The following is a 13,595-nucleotide window of genomic DNA, read 5'->3' on the forward strand; positions in this document are numbered from 1 at the left end:
CTAATCCGCCGGAATGGCATCGGGCCGCAGGGCGGCAGCGGGCGTTGTGCCCGCGGCGCGCTGGGGCTTGCCCTTGTCGGGCCCCTCGCCGCCTGCATCCGCCGGGGCGCGGTTCATCATCTTGAGGATGTAAAGCGTCCCCGCCCCGAAGAGCAGGAAGTAGACGACGATGAAGGCCAGCAGCGAGGCGGCAACCGCGGGCGCATCGATGGGGGCAACGCTTTCAGCCGTGCGGAGCAGGCCATAGACCGTGTAGGGCTGGCGGCCCACCTCGGTGGTGACCCAGCCTGCGAGCACGGCGATGAACCCGGCCGGGCCCATGAGCAGCGCCAGGCGCTGGAACAGGCGCGCGTCATAGAGCGTGCCGCGCCAGCGCAGATAGAGGCTGACCGCGCCGACCAATGCCATCAGCATGCCGATGGCGACCATGATGCGGAAGCTCCAGAAGACAATGGCGACGGGAGGCCGATCGTCCTTCGGCACATCCTTGAGGCCGGGGGTCTCGCCGTCCCATGCATGGGTGAGGATGAGGGCCGACAGGCCTGGGATGCCGATCTCGTAGCGGTTTTCCTCCGCCACCTCGTCGGGCAGGGCGAAGAGAATGAGCGGGGCGCCGGTCTGGCGCTCCCAATGGCCTTCCATGGCGGCGACCTTGACCGGCTGGTGCTCGAGTGTGTTGAGGCCGTGGAAGTCGCCGGCGACGATCTGGATTGGGGCGACGATGGCGGCCATCCACATGGCCATGGAGAACATGCGGCGCGCGTCACGGTTGGTGCGGTCGCGCAGCAGGTGCAGCGCCCCCACCGCCCCCACCACGAAAGCCGTGGTGAGATAGGCGGCGAGCACCATGTGCACCAGCCGGTAGAGGAAGGACGGGTTGAAGACGATGGCCAGCCAATCCACCGGCACGAACTGGCCTACCTCGTTGATGGCGTAGCCGGTGGGCGTCTGCATCCAGGAATTGACCGACAGGATCCAGGTGGCTGACAGGAGTGTGCCGAAGGCCACCATGGCCGTGGCGACCAGATGCAGGCTTTTCGAGACCCGGCCCATGCCGAACAGCATGACGCCGAGGAAGCCCGCTTCAAGAAAGAAGGCGGTAAGCACCTCATAGGCCATGAGCGGGCCGATGACCGGACCGGCCTTGTCGGAGAAGACACTCCAGTTGGTGCCGAACTGGTAGGACATGACGATGCCCGAGACCACGCCCATACCGAAGGCGACGGCGAAGATCTTCATCCAGTATTTAAACAGGCGCAGATAGCTGTCATCGCCGGTGCGCAGCCACAGGGCTTCGAGCACCAGCAGGTAGCTGGCGAGCCCGATGGAAAAAGCCGGGAAGATGATGTGGAAGGACACGGTGAAGGCAAACTGTGCCCGCGCCAGTGTGAGGGCGTCCAGGAACTCGGGCATAGGGGCCGGCCTCCGGTTCTGACGGATCAGCGTCTGGTGATGATCTCACCATCTGTCGTGATCACATACAACCGGCGGGCTATCGGGCGCGAGGCCGCGGGATGTCACATGTGCGCTTCGACCGCAGAGGGGCTGGCGCGGAACAATAAGGGCTCAGGCGGCTTACCCCTTGAATGCATCACCATCAGATGGAGGTTGCCATGCGTATTCTCGTGGCCGGCGCCAATGGCGCCATTGGACAATTGCTGCTCGACCGGCTGGTGCTGAACGGGCACGACGTGGCGGGCGGGGTGCGTACGCCGGAGCAATTTTCCGCCGTCAATGCGCGCAACGCCAAGGCGGTGAAGCTGGACCTGACCTGCCCGGAGGATTTCGCGCCGGCGCTTGAAGGCCGGGACGCTGTGATTTTCGTTGCCGGGTCAGGCGGCAAGGCCGTTGAGGACGTGGACCGGGACGGGGCAATCCGCCTGATCGACGCCACCAAGGCGGCCGGTATTCCCCGCGTCATTCTGCTGAGCTCGGTCTATGCGGACCGGCCCGAGGAAGGGCCGGAGAAAATCCGCCCCTATCTGCGCGCCAAACATGCCGCAGACCTGCACATGCAGGACAGCGGGCTTGATTTCACCATCGTGCGGCCGGGCACGCTCACCAATGAGCAGCCGCAGGACCATATCGAGCTGGGCACCCATCTGGCTGACGACGGCGGCAGCATTCCGCGCGCCGACGTGGCCAGCACGCTGGCATGCGTGCTGGAGACGCCGGGCTCGGTGGGCGCGACGTTTGAGATCATCAGCGGCCCGAAGCTCGTGTCGGACGCGCTGGCGGATGCCTTCGAGGACCCGGCAAAGCTGGGGCGCACTTCAAAAGGGTAATGCCCCCTCGCCTTACATGCCGTAGCGCTCAATCACCATCTTGCCGAGGGTCATCAGGTGGACCTGATCGGGGCCGTCTGCCTGGCGGCACCAGCGGGCGTAATTGTAGTGCTCCGCCATCGGATAATCCTCGGTGAGGCCGCCGGCGCCGTGCATCTGCATGCAGCGGTCGATGACCGTCTGGATCATGATGGGCACCTGGGTCTTGGTGGCGGCGATGAGGTCGCGACTCTCCTGGGCACCCTTCTCGTCCATGGACTGGGCGGTGCGGTGCACCAGCAGGCGCGCCATCTCGATCTCGGAAAATGACTTGGCGATCTCTTCGCGCACCGATTGATGCTTGGCGAGGGGGCGGCCGAAGGTCTGGCGGTTGAGGACGCGCTTGCAGGCAAGCTCCAGCGCGCGCTGGCCTGCCCCGATGAGGCGCATGCAATGATGCATCCGGCCCGGGCCGAGGCGGCCCTGGGCGATCTCGAAGCCGCGCCCCTCCCCCAGCAGCACATTGTCGAGCGGCACACGGACATCGTCGAAGACGATCTCCGCGTGGCCGAGGGGGGCATCGTCATAGCCCAGCGTCGTCAGCGGACGGATGAGGGTGATGCCCGGGGTGTCCTTGGGCACCAGCACCTGGGTCTGCTGCTTGTGGCGGTTGGCGTTGTCCGGGTCGGACTTGCCCATGACGATGAAGATCTTGGTGCGCTCATACATGGCGTTGGTGATGAACCATTTGCGCCCGTTGAGAACCCACTCATCCCCTTCCTTTCGGATCGAGAACTGGATGTTGGTGGCGTCGCTCGACGCCACGTCCGGCTCGGTCATCGCGTAGGACGAGCGGATCTCACCGGCGAGCAGCGGTTTGAGCCACTGCTCCTGCTGCGCCGGCGTGGCGTATTTCATAAAGACTTCCATGTTGCCGGTATCCGGCGCGTTGCAGTTGAAGACCTCCGGTGCCCAGATGACGCGGCCCATGATCTCGGCCAGCGGGGCGTAATCGAAATTGCTGATGCCGCCATGGTCTGAATATTGGGCGAAGTCCGGCGGCACGAAGAGGTTCCACAGGCCTTCGGCGCGGGCCCTGGTCTTCAATTCGTCCATCAGCGGCACGGGGGCGAAACGGTTATCTGCCTCCGCCAGCGCCTGCGCGTAGGCATGCTCGTTGGGATAGACATGCGCGTCCATGAAGGCGCGCAGGCGGTCCTGCAATTCGAGGGATTTGGCGCTGTAGCTGTACATGATGGGCGGCCCGTCATTTGGAGGATGGGGAGAGGTGTTTCACCCCCATTTGTCTCAATCGCCGGGCCGCCGTCAATCGTGCGGCGTAAGGCAGTGCCAAAAGCTCGCGCCCTGCGGGCTCAGGCCAGCCAGTCTTCGGCACGATGATCCGTTATCAGGTCCACGCCGCCATTCAGCATACGGAAGAACATGTTATCGCCGCGCTCGGTCTGGGTGACCATGACGGCGGCGAAATAGGCGGTGAGGAACAGCTGATAGGCGCCGATGACATAGTGCTTCTGAAGCATGTCGTCGGCATAGTCAGCGACGCCCTGCCGGGCCAGCTCGGCCTTGTAGAGAGAGATGATCCCGTCGCCATGGGTGCGGCGTTCTTCCGCTGTCAGCGCGCCGGCGACGAAGTAGCCGAGGTCGGCGGCGGGTGGGCCGTAGGCGAAGCACTGCCAGTCCACCACGGTGATGGGGGCGCCGCCCTTGTCGCTGGCGAACATCATGTTGTCGGGGCGGAAATCCGCGTGGATGAGGGCGCGCGGACCGCCATGGCGCAGCTCGCCATAGGCTTCCATGCTGGTGCTGAGATGCTTGCCGATATGGCGGGCAGCGTCGCTGACACGGTCGCCATAGCGCTCGACGAACTGATCCCACACCACGGGGAACATCTCCGGCGGCACGGATTGCGGCGCGTTTTCCGTTTCCATTACCCAGGGGCGCTCGTTGAGGCTGTCGTCGTTCCAATAGGCGGCGTTGAGCTTGGCAGATTCCGCGGCGACGAGTTTTGCCTGATCGAGCGTGACGCCGGCCAGCTGGTCCCCCTGCTCGGCGGGCGACAGATCGCCCATGATGAGGACGAAGTCGTGGCTTTCCTCGTTCACGTCGGCAAAGTAGCAGGTGGGCGTGGCGATGCGGGCTGTGGCCTGGAGCTCGTTGTAGAACTTCACCTCGCGATAGTAGTTCCACAGGGCAACGCCGGTGGCGCGGCTCGCTTCGCCATCCGCTGGAAACTTGCCGACAAGCGTGGTGGGTGCATCAGCCGGGGCACTGTCATAGGTCAGCGTAAAGCGGACGCAGTCCCCGATCTGACCGGTGCCGACCGGCCTGGTGGTGAAGTCCTTCACCTTGGCGTCAATGCCGCGGCGGGCGAGTGCCGCGCTGAGCCAGGGCGCATCGATCTTGCGCCAGTCGCGGATATCGAGGGTCATCACTTGCCCTCCGCCGGCGGTGCCAGCAGGTCGCCGAGACCCGTTGCGTCGTGGCGGCCGAGCAGCAATTGCTCGACGATGCCCGCACCCTTGACGGTGGTGCCGCCGATATCGAGTTCGACCGATGACAGGCCCTGCTGGTGCATCCACAGGGGGTTTCCTTCGTCTGCGTCGGTGGAGGCGAATTGCTCGTGCTCCACTTTCAGCTCGCCGAGATCACGCCCATGGCCCCAGACCGGGTGGGTGTAGCCGAGGCCGGACATGAAGAAGCGGCTCTTGATCTCATACCGCAGCTGCGCGTCGCCGCCCTCGCCTTTCAGGTGCACGGTCAGCGCATTGATGCGGCGGGTGCCGGGGGCGAAGGTGATATCGAACTCGACGTCTTCGTAATGGTGCCGTTCACCGCCGATGCCTTCGATCACCGCGCTGCGGTTCCACGGGCGGCCATATTCATCATCATTGGTGTGGGCGAAGACGACGTGGTTCTGGAAATTGGCGGGCGACCAGACCCAGAAGAACTGGGTGAAGTTGCCGTCGGCCGGTGGCTGGCTGTCCGGCGCGCCAACCGGGCGGATGCCCCAGCTGCGGTCGCGGGTGCCCCACCAGCTGTCCGGCGACAGCTCGAGGCGCTCGCCTGCCACCGTGAGATGACCGGACCAGCCGACATTCTGGGTGAGGCGGGTGTAATCCATGAAGGCGCGCGAGCCGAGGCGCTTGATGAAGCGGGGTTCCTCGATGGGGGCGTGGCGGACGTGGAAGGTGACGTCACCGGAAATGCTGCCGTCGTTCTCGGCAATGGTGATGCGCACCTGTTCGAGCGGCTTGATGATCTCAAGGGCAATCGGCCCGACCTCAAGCACGGCGCGGTCGTGCTTCATGTGGCGGGAGGCGCGCAGCACATGCTGGACGCCATCCTTCACCACGCTGACCGAGGCATCCATGATGTCGAGCTGCGGGTAGAGGCCGAAGGCGATGGCGAAGAAGATGGAGCCATCGGCGGTGTAGCCGTTGAAGAAATAGCGGTCATAGAAATTGCGGTCCGTGCCGGCGAACGCCATCGGCTCCGGTGTCTGGTGAAACGGATACTCGTCTGCTCCGGTGAGCATGGTGGATCTCCCTGTCGTGTTTTTATGCAGGCGTGGCGCTGGGGCCTAGAGGCCGAAGCGCTGTGGGTTGTCGCGGATCAGGCGTTCGAGCTTGGGCAGGCCCTTGCGGATGCCCTTGCGCAGCTGGGTGCCGAGCAGCCAGCCGATGGGAAAGACGCCATCGACCCGGCCGCGCCACTCGAAGGTGCAGTGCTCGCCCCGGTCGATGACCCGGTAATCTTCCACCGCGGCGCGCACGGGGAAGGAGGAGCGGTCGAAGCGGAAGGCCATGCGGCGGCCCTCGTCCCAGGCGAAGAAGGTCTCCTGCACTTCCATGCGGTCGATCTCGACGGTGCGGGTGGTGCCGATGCCGAAGGGCTGCGGGCTCGTCCAGGTGACGCGGCTGATGGGCAGCCACTCGCTCCAGGCGGGACCATCCACCATGGCGGCCCAGACCGCGCGGGCGGGCACGTTCAGATCATAGGTCAGCGGCGCTGCGGCGCCTGCCAGAAATTCCTCGCCGACGGGGCGGTGCTCCTTGAGCTTTTGGGCCATCCTGTTTTCTCCTGCCTGTTGCCGCCCCGTTTGCCTTTGTGGCTTTCGCCTGACCGGTTCTCGCCGGTGTTGCGCGGGCGGTCTTGTTGTCCGTGGACTGATTTTTTGAAATGTCTTGCCCGGATGCAGCGCTGACGCGCGCGAAGACGGGCTTCAACGGGATCTTCATGCGGTAGACGCTTTGCAGCATGGGCTGCAGCATGCATTCCGCCGAGGCTTCACCGGTCAGGTGGCCTGCATCCTCCAGCATGACGACACCGTGGATACCGGCCCAGCCGAGATTGCACAGCATGGCGGGGTCATCGTCCCGGCCCGCCTCTGCCAGATAGGCGGAGATGACCTCGATGCAGGTTTCGCCCAGGCGCTGGCGGGCGGCATCGAAATCCGGGGCCGTGGCGACCGGGTCATGCTCCACCATGAACATCAGGCGGTAATCGGCGAGGTTGGACAGGGTCCAGGCGACGTCAGCCTGAATGAGGGCGACGAGCTTTGCTTCCGCATTGCCTCTTGTGGCGGTGACGGCGTCGCAGATCGTCTCACGCAGGGCGTCGAAGCACAGGGCGCGGGCTGAGGCGAGCAGGCCGCTCTTGCTGCTGAAATAGCGGTAGACCAGCGTGTGGCTGACCGACAGGCGATCAGCCACCGCGCGCATGGTGACGGCGCGCACACCGCCCTCGCGATACAGCGCCAGTGCTGCCGCCGCGTAGTCGCGGCGGGTTTCCACAAGCTCTTGATCTGACAGGGTCGGCATCGGCATGGCGATCATTTAACGCTGGTAAATGATCGCCGTCAATCACCCGCCCCCCGCTGGCGCAGGGCGCGGCGGGGCCGGGCGGTGAAGATGCGTAAGTGCCGAGGGCTCTAGCCGAGGCTCATGCCGCCATCGACGGCAAGGGTCTGGCCGTTGACATAGGCGGCAAGGGGGGACGCGAGGAACAGGGCGGCACCGGCCATGTCTTCCGGCGTGCCCATGCGGCGGGCGGGAATGGCGCGCAGCGCGCCCTCGCGGCGCTTTTCGTTTTCCGTCGTCACCTTGGTGAGCTTGGTATCCACAAGACCCGGCGCGATGCCGTTGACGCGGATGCCTTCTCCCGCCCAGGCCGCGCCGAGGGTGCGGCACAGGCCGACGGCGCCGGTCTTGGACGCCGCATAGGCCGGATTGCCAATGGCGGTGCCGAAAGCAACGATGGAGCTGACAATGATGAGCGAACCCTTGCTCCTGGCCAGCAGCGGATGGAACTTGGTGGAGGCGTGCATCACCGAATTGATGTTCACATCCATCACGTGGTTCCAGCCGTCGCGCTCAAACTCCTTGCGGCCGTACTGGACCGTGCCCTGGCACAGGACCAGTACATCAAGCGAGGCGAAGGGCGGCACATAGGCGTCGAGCGCATCGAAATCGGTCATGTCCATGCAGGCATAGTGCAGACCGTCGAGATCAGAGCCCTCCTCGCCCGCATAATCGGCGGCGCTGGGGCGGGTGCCCCACACATGCACCTCGGCGCCCCGGTCCCGGAAGGCATGGGCGATGCCATTGCCGATGCCGCTTGATCCGCCGACCACCAGCACCGTCTTGCCGCTGAAATCCAGGTCGCTCATTGCATCCTCCCCTGCCCGCTCAGTGGCGGGCATTCACTTTGTTGCTGTCACTTTTTTGATCCGGCACCGCGTCTGCGCTGTCAACGGCGAAGAGGGCACACGCAGAACAGGTGGTGAAAATGACCGGGGCCTGACGAAATTTGCGCAGCGGAAACGGGACTCTCTACCCATGGTTGTTTGTTCGACGTCACATCAATCTTCCGGGAATTTAAACAATTCTTGAGGCTCCGGCCCGATAGTGAACAGCAAGGCGGGGGCGCTTTACCACGACGGATCGATCTGGAATCGCGTGCCCGCAGCTTTGTGACCGCCACAGGCCCAGCTGAAGGTGACTGCAATGACCGACCGTATTCATTCCTGGCTCGTGCCCGGGCTCTTCGCAGCCGGCGCTGCCCTTGCCATGCCGCCTGCCATTGCCCAGGAAGCCGCCACCGACCCCGCCGCCCTGACAGATGGGGAACTGGCCGAGGGAGATGAGGCCCTGGAACTCGAACTGGCGGCCGTTGAGCCGGCAGCTCCCCTGCCGCCGACGGTGCAGGACGTGACGCCGGACGTGATCGCCAGCCTGCGCGACTTCATCAACACGGAGATCGTGCGCGCGTCGATCGTCAACCAGAACCGCAAATATGCGGGCATGACGGAAAGCCGGATCATCGAGCTGGACGACAAGTGGCGCGCGGAACGCAAGTCCGACGACCAGCCGCTGATCTCCGCCACGCTGACCAACCCGCTGTCGTCCTATCTCACGCGCGTGCAGGCCCATAATGTCGGTCTGTATACGGAGATGTTCGTGATGGATGCCAACGGCCTGAATGTCGGCCAGAGCAACATTACCTCCGACTACTGGCAGGGTGATGAGGCGAAGTTCCAGAAGACTTATCCGGCGGGTCCGGATGCGGTGTTCGTGGATGAGCCGGAATTCGACGACGAGATGGGCATCTGGCGCATCCAGGTCAACATGGCGATCGCGGACGAGACCGGGTCGCAGGCGATTGGTGCCGTCACTGTCGAGCTCAATCTTTCCGAGCTCCAGCGCCGGCAGCAGATGGGCACACTTTAGGGACGGGGCCTGATCAACATGTCTTTCAATGCACTCATGCAGAAGTTCAACGACACCTCAATCAAGCTGAAGCTGCTTTCGGCGCTGGGTGTCATCGTTGCCATCAACCTGGTGATCGGTGCCGTCATCCTGAGCGCTGTGACCGGCGCCCGCTCGACGCTGGAAGCGTTCGAGGAGATGTCGGAAACGACGACGGCCATCATCCGGCTGGAGGAAAAGGCCGTTGAGGCCCATGGCCACATGGCCGCCTTCCTCAATTCGGGTGACCTGGAAAGCCGCGCGCATTATCAGCAAGCCGTTGAAGAAACGGGTGCGCTGGTGAGCGCGCTCGAAGCCCAGATCGCAGGGTCCGCGGATGACGGGATCGAAGGCATTACCGGCCATGTGGACAGCTTCAAGGCCGCCTTCAACGAGTGGGTGACGGTGATTGCCGCAAGCCAGCTCGAGAACATGAAGTCACCCGGCACGGTGGACATGGCCCGCCTGATCGAGGCATCGGAACAGAATGCCGCCATCCGTGGCCGCATGACCGAGGCGCTGCAGACTGCCTCGCAGCTGTTGGGTGACCGGACCATGGCCGAATCCAACGCGCTCAACGGCGTGCTGGGCACGGCCAACGCGGTGTCGGCCATCGGCATCGTCCTGATGCTGATCACCACGGTGGCAGCCGGTGCCTTCATCATCCTCATGGTGTCGCGGCCGCTTCAGGCGCTCGTGACCTCCACAAATGCGCTGGTGCGCAAGGAGTGGGGCACGGACATCACCGGCACGGAACGCGGCGATGAAATCGGCCAGATGGCCTCAGCGCTGGTGCTGTTCCGCGACAACGGCATCGAGAACGACAAGCTGATGGAAGCGCAGAAGGCCGAGGACGAAAAGCGCCTGGCCCGCGCGCGCCAGATCGAGGAACTGGTGGCATCGTTCCGCCAGGAATCGGAAGCCGTTACCGCGGCGCTGGAAGACGCGACCCGCAAGATGAGCCAGACCTCGGAGACGATGAACAGTGTCGCCAACGAGACGACCAAGCTGTCGGAGGATGTCTCCACCGCAGCGCAGAGCGCTGGCACCAATGTCAACAGCGTGTCGGCTGCGACCGAGGAGCTGACGGCATCGATCCGCGAGATCTCGCAGCAGCTTTCGGGCACCAACAAGATGGCGGGCGACGCGCAGGACGTGTCGCGCAGCACGGTGGAAAAGATGGCGGTGCTGGAAAGCTCCGCCGGCGAGATCAACTCGGTCATCGAGATCATCTCGGACATCGCCGAGCAGACCAACCTGCTGGCGCTGAACGCCACCATCGAGGCGGCGCGCGCGGGCGAAGCGGGCAAGGGCTTTGCCGTCGTGGCCTCGGAAGTGAAGACCCTGGCCAACCAGACCGCCAAGGCCACCGAGCAGGTGCGCGAACAAGTGAACCGCATCCAGGGCGATACGTCGGAAGCGTCCGACTTCATCAACCGGATCACCGAAGCGATCTCAGGCCTGTCGGAAAACATGACGGTGATTGCCGCCGCCATGGAAGAGCAGAGCGCCGCGACCCAGGAAATCAGCCGCAACGTGATGGAAGCATCAAACGGCACGAGCCAGGTGGTGGACAATATCGGCGAGGTGAGCCAGGCGACCCGCAAGACGCAGGACTCGTCGGCCACAGTGAACCAGATCGCCGAAGAACTGGCCCAGCGCTCGGATCACCTCAAGGGCAGCATCCACGCCTTCATCTCGAAGATCCAGGCGGCGTAGGGCGCAAGCCCACAGCGCAGAACGACAGAAAGGCGGTGCCCACGGGTGCCGCCTTTGTTGTTTTGCGGTGGTGTGGTGCATGCGGGAGAGGAAAGTGGTGCCCAGGGGCGGAATCGAACCACCGACACTGCGATTTTCAGTCGCATGCTCTACCAACTGAGCTACCTGGGCAGGATGGCTGCTTTTGAATTTCCGGTTGGTGGCGGAAAGCCGGCGGGCGCCGGGAGCCAAGGCCGCGGTTTATAGGCAAAACTGGCGGGTAAGTCCAGCCCGTGGCGGGGGGTTCGGGCTTCTTTTTGCGGCAGCGCCCGGACGGCTGCGGGGGCATGCCGCGTGACGGTCAGTGGCGGTCAGTGCCGGTCAATGGAGCTTGCCCGGGTCGGTGTCCTGCTCGCGGATGGCTGCGGCCATGTCCCATTCATCGGGGGGTTCTACGGCGGGGATCGCGTAGCTGCCGCCGAGCCAGCGGGACAGGTCCACATCGGCGCAGCGCTTGGAGCAGAAGGGGCGGTAGGCCTGCACGACGGGCTTGCCGCAAGTGGTGCATTTGGCTTTGGCGCGGGGCATGGGCTGAGGGGCCTTGCTGGTGATGCCGGGTGCCGGGCCGACGTCAGGCGCCGGCGGCGATGTCGATATGGTGGCGGCGGGCGCCGTCGACCGGGTGCAGGGTCACGTCCACGCCGAGGCGGGCGCGCAGCTGGGGCATGAGGCCCGATTCTTCGAGCCATTCCGCCACCGGCGGGCACACATGCAGGGTCAGCGCGCGGCCGGGCTGGTCGGCGGCTGCGGCCTCGGTGGCGCGCAGGGCCTCGTAGGCAACGGTGGCGCGGGTCTTGTTGGCGTCGCGGCGGATCGGTTCCAGCAGCAGGCGGTCCAGCGGCTCGCGCACGCGCTTGCGGGTCATCTCCACCGTCGAGAACTCGCTCATGGGCAGGATCTGGGTGGGGGTGCGGTCGCCCTCAAAGCCGGCCTCAAGCCGGGCCACCACTTCCTGCCGGTGCTCTTCCTCGGCCAGGTGGATGAAATCGATGATGACGAGGCCGCCGACGCCGCGCACGCGGACCTGGCGGGCGATGGCATCCGCCGCCTCCAGATTGATGCGGCGGCTGGTCTGCTCAAGATCGGTGGCGGCGGTGAAGCTGCCGGAATTGACGTCGATGGCGGTGAGCGCCTCGGTGCGTTCAACGGTGATCCAGCCGCCGGACGGCAGCTCGACCCGCGACGAGAGCGCAGCCTCGATCTCGTCTTCCACTCCATAGGCGGCAAAGAGCGGGGTGCGGGCCGCGTGATGCTTGAGCCGCCCCGCATAGCCCGGCATGACCGCATCGCAATAGGCGCGCGCCTTCACATAGGCGTCGGCGTCATCGATCAGTACACTGCCGGTTTCTTCGTTCAGGTGATCGCGCAGCACGCGCTGCACCGGGCCCAGTTCCTTGAAGACGGTGGCGGGGCCGTTCATGCCCTTGGCGCGCTCGCGTACCTCGCGCCAGGTCTCCAGCACATGGCGGGCGTCGCGCTCAAGCGCATCCTCATCGGCCTGAAGGGCGGCGGTACGGACGATCCAGCCGGCGCGGGCGAGATCATCGCCTTCTTCCTTTTCGGCGACGTCGGCACAGACGCGCTGCACCAGCTCGGTCAGGCGGGCGCGGTCGTCTTCATCCTCGATGCGGCGCGACAGGGCGACGCCGGGCTGATGCGGCACCAGCACCAGTAGGCGGCCGGGAATGGTGACATTGGCGGACAGGCGCGGGCCCTTGTCGCCGATGGGGTCCTTCAGGACCTGCACCAGCACCTTCTCGCCCTCTCGGACGCAGTCATTGATGCGCGGCATGCGGCCCTGATTGCGGGCATTGTCGAGCCCCATGAGCTCACACAGGCACTGTGCCTCGCGCACGCCGAGGAAGCCCGAGCGCGGCAGGCCGATATCGACGAAGGCTGCCTGCATGCCGGGGAGCACGCGTTCGACGCGGCCGATCATCAGATTGCCGACGAGGCTGGCGCCGGTGGTGCCTGCCGAACAGGGGCCGTGGGCGCTGTCGTCCACGCTGCGTTCGATCACCAGATCGCGCAACACGCCTTCATCAACGAGCGCAATACGCGTTTCGCCGACACCGACATTGATGAGAATTTCGTCGCTCATGGAAGGACTGGTGACTCGAATTGTGGGTTCGCCACAAGTTTAGGCTGCAAAAGGCGGAAAAAGCCAGCCGCACCCCGGGTCCCTTGGCCCCGGGTGCCTGCTAGTGTGTTGATTCTGCGACGTATCCCGCCCCGCGCAGCAAGTCGAGGGTTTCCGCCAGCGGCAGACCGACAACCCCGCTATAGGAGCCGGTGATGGCCGGGATGAAGGCGGCGGCGCGGCCCTGGATGGCATAGCCGCCCGCCTTGCCGTGCCATTCACCGCTTTTGATGTAGGCGTCGGTCTCCGCCTGCGACAGCCGCTTCATCCGCACGCGGGCCTCGATAACCCGGGCTGAGACTGTGCCGCCGGGGGCGGACAGGGCAATGCCGGTGAAGACCCGGTGATTGCGGCCCGCCAGCAGGGCAAGGCAGCGCCGCGCGGTCGCTTCGTCCTCCGCCTTGGGCAGGATGCGGCGGCCGGCGGCGACCACCGTGTCGGCGGCCAGCACGAACGCATCGGGATGGCTGGCGGCGACGGCCCGGCATTTGTCCTGCGCCAGGCGCTGGGCATGGGGCCGGGGCAGTTCACCCCGGGCCGGGGTCTCGTCGATGTCGGCGGGCACCACCTCGTCCGGGGTGATGCCGATCTGCGCAAGCAGATCCAGGCGGCGCGGCGAAGCGCTTGCCAGGATCAGGGGGGGACGCGTCCTCACCCGGCCAGCAC

At 65.2% G+C, this 13,595-nt stretch carries 13 protein-coding genes and 1 tRNA gene; 3 read left to right on the forward strand and 11 right to left on the reverse strand.

Annotated elements, in window-relative coordinates:
• A complete protein-coding gene (locus tag HG718_RS10855; RefSeq protein ID WP_160588450.1) occupies positions 1 to 1,413 on the reverse strand; it encodes a cytochrome ubiquinol oxidase subunit I in 1,413 nt (470 codons plus the stop codon).
• A 200-nt stretch (positions 1,414 to 1,613) separates the two neighbouring features.
• Here HG718_RS10855 and HG718_RS10860 point away from each other — a divergent pair, with 200 nt between their 5' ends.
• Positions 1,614 to 2,285, forward strand: a complete 672-nt coding sequence (locus tag HG718_RS10860; protein ID WP_160588451.1) for an SDR family oxidoreductase — start codon at positions 1,614 to 1,616, stop codon at positions 2,283 to 2,285.
• 12 nt (positions 2,286 to 2,297) lie between these two features.
• Here the strand turns inward: HG718_RS10860 and HG718_RS10865 are convergent, their stop codons facing one another.
• The 6 genes from HG718_RS10865 to HG718_RS10890 form a co-directional block, all read right to left on the reverse strand.
• Positions 2,298 to 3,521 carry an acyl-CoA dehydrogenase family protein gene (locus tag HG718_RS10865; RefSeq protein WP_205345750.1) on the reverse strand — a complete coding sequence of 408 codons (1,224 nt, stop codon included), beginning with the start codon at positions 3,519 to 3,521 and terminating at the stop codon, positions 2,298 to 2,300.
• Between the two features lie 116 nt (positions 3,522 to 3,637).
• Complete coding sequence (locus HG718_RS10870) at positions 3,638 to 4,714, reverse strand: phosphotransferase (protein ID WP_160588453.1); 1,077 nt, start codon at positions 4,712 to 4,714, stop codon at positions 3,638 to 3,640.
• The gene (locus HG718_RS10875) at positions 4,714 to 5,820 is read right to left on the reverse strand and encodes an Rv3169 family protein (protein WP_160588454.1); all 1,107 of its coding nucleotides are present in this window, start codon (positions 5,818 to 5,820) and stop codon (positions 4,714 to 4,716) included. Before HG718_RS10875 ends, HG718_RS10870 begins: the two co-directional genes overlap by 1 nt.
• A gap of 45 nt (positions 5,821 to 5,865) precedes the next feature.
• Positions 5,866 to 6,354, reverse strand: a complete 489-nt coding sequence (locus HG718_RS10880) for an SRPBCC family protein (protein ID WP_160588455.1) — start codon at positions 6,352 to 6,354, stop codon at positions 5,866 to 5,868.
• Entirely contained in the window at positions 6,278 to 7,111 is an 834-nt protein-coding gene (locus tag HG718_RS10885; RefSeq protein WP_170080205.1) for a TetR/AcrR family transcriptional regulator, read from the reverse strand. The genes HG718_RS10880 and HG718_RS10885 overlap by 77 nt, the downstream gene beginning before the upstream one ends.
• 104 nt (positions 7,112 to 7,215) lie before the next feature.
• Positions 7,216 to 7,953: an SDR family NAD(P)-dependent oxidoreductase gene (locus tag HG718_RS10890; RefSeq protein ID WP_160588457.1), complete on the reverse strand. Its 738-nt coding sequence runs from the start codon at positions 7,951 to 7,953 to the stop codon at positions 7,216 to 7,218.
• 337 nt (positions 7,954 to 8,290) lie between these two features.
• Here HG718_RS10890 and HG718_RS10895 point away from each other — a divergent pair, with 337 nt between their 5' ends.
• The gene (locus HG718_RS10895; protein ID WP_205345699.1) at positions 8,291 to 9,013 is read left to right on the forward strand and encodes a hypothetical protein; all 723 of its coding nucleotides are present in this window, start codon (positions 8,291 to 8,293) and stop codon (positions 9,011 to 9,013) included.
• 18 nt (positions 9,014 to 9,031) lie between these two features.
• The gene (locus HG718_RS10900) at positions 9,032 to 10,750 is read left to right on the forward strand and encodes a methyl-accepting chemotaxis protein (RefSeq protein WP_160588458.1); all 1,719 of its coding nucleotides are present in this window, start codon (positions 9,032 to 9,034) and stop codon (positions 10,748 to 10,750) included.
• A gap of 95 nt (positions 10,751 to 10,845) precedes the next feature.
• Here HG718_RS10900 and HG718_RS10905 read toward each other — a convergent pair.
• From HG718_RS10905 to HG718_RS10920, 4 genes are all read right to left on the reverse strand, one after another.
• A tRNA-Phe gene (locus HG718_RS10905) sits at positions 10,846 to 10,921 on the reverse strand.
• Positions 10,922 to 11,110: 189 nt separating this feature from the next.
• Positions 11,111 to 11,317, reverse strand: a complete 207-nt coding sequence (locus HG718_RS10910) for a DNA gyrase inhibitor YacG (protein ID WP_160588459.1) — start codon at positions 11,315 to 11,317, stop codon at positions 11,111 to 11,113.
• A gap of 43 nt (positions 11,318 to 11,360) precedes the next feature.
• The gene (locus tag HG718_RS10915; protein ID WP_160588460.1) at positions 11,361 to 12,890 is read right to left on the reverse strand and encodes an Rne/Rng family ribonuclease; all 1,530 of its coding nucleotides are present in this window, start codon (positions 12,888 to 12,890) and stop codon (positions 11,361 to 11,363) included.
• Between the two features lie 100 nt (positions 12,891 to 12,990).
• Positions 12,991 to 13,584 carry a Maf family protein gene (locus HG718_RS10920; protein ID WP_160588461.1) on the reverse strand — a complete coding sequence of 198 codons (594 nt, stop codon included), beginning with the start codon at positions 13,582 to 13,584 and terminating at the stop codon, positions 12,991 to 12,993.
• Positions 13,585 to 13,595 lie beyond the last annotated feature (11 nt).

The sequence above is a fragment of the Pyruvatibacter mobilis genome, assembly GCF_012848855.1.
In the GTDB taxonomy this organism is placed as follows: domain Bacteria; phylum Pseudomonadota; class Alphaproteobacteria; order CGMCC-115125; family CGMCC-115125; genus Pyruvatibacter; species Pyruvatibacter mobilis.

Coding starts and splice junctions, on each gene's coding strand:
- HG718_RS10855 (WP_160588450.1), bottom strand. CDS start 1,413: ATGCCCGAGTTCCTGGACGCCCTCACACTGGCGCGGGCACAGTTTGCC.
- HG718_RS10860 (WP_160588451.1), top strand. CDS start 1,614: ATGCGTATTCTCGTGGCCGGCGCCAATGGCGCCATTGGACAATTGCTG.
- HG718_RS10870 (WP_160588453.1), bottom strand. CDS start 4,714: ATGACCCTCGATATCCGCGACTGGCGCAAGATCGATGCGCCCTGGCTC.
- HG718_RS10875 (WP_160588454.1), bottom strand. CDS start 5,820: ATGCTCACCGGAGCAGACGAGTATCCGTTTCACCAGACACCGGAGCCG.
- HG718_RS10880 (WP_160588455.1), bottom strand. CDS start 6,354: ATGGCCCAAAAGCTCAAGGAGCACCGCCCCGTCGGCGAGGAATTTCTG.
- HG718_RS10885 (WP_170080205.1), bottom strand. CDS start 7,111: ATGCCGATGCCGACCCTGTCAGATCAAGAGCTTGTGGAAACCCGCCGC.
- HG718_RS10890 (WP_160588457.1), bottom strand. CDS start 7,953: ATGAGCGACCTGGATTTCAGCGGCAAGACGGTGCTGGTGGTCGGCGGA.
- HG718_RS10895 (WP_205345699.1), top strand. CDS start 8,291: ATGACCGACCGTATTCATTCCTGGCTCGTGCCCGGGCTCTTCGCAGCC.
- HG718_RS10900 (WP_160588458.1), top strand. CDS start 9,032: ATGTCTTTCAATGCACTCATGCAGAAGTTCAACGACACCTCAATCAAG.
- HG718_RS10910 (WP_160588459.1), bottom strand. CDS start 11,317: ATGCCCCGCGCCAAAGCCAAATGCACCACTTGCGGCAAGCCCGTCGTG.
- HG718_RS10915 (WP_160588460.1), bottom strand. CDS start 12,890: ATGAGCGACGAAATTCTCATCAATGTCGGTGTCGGCGAAACGCGTATT.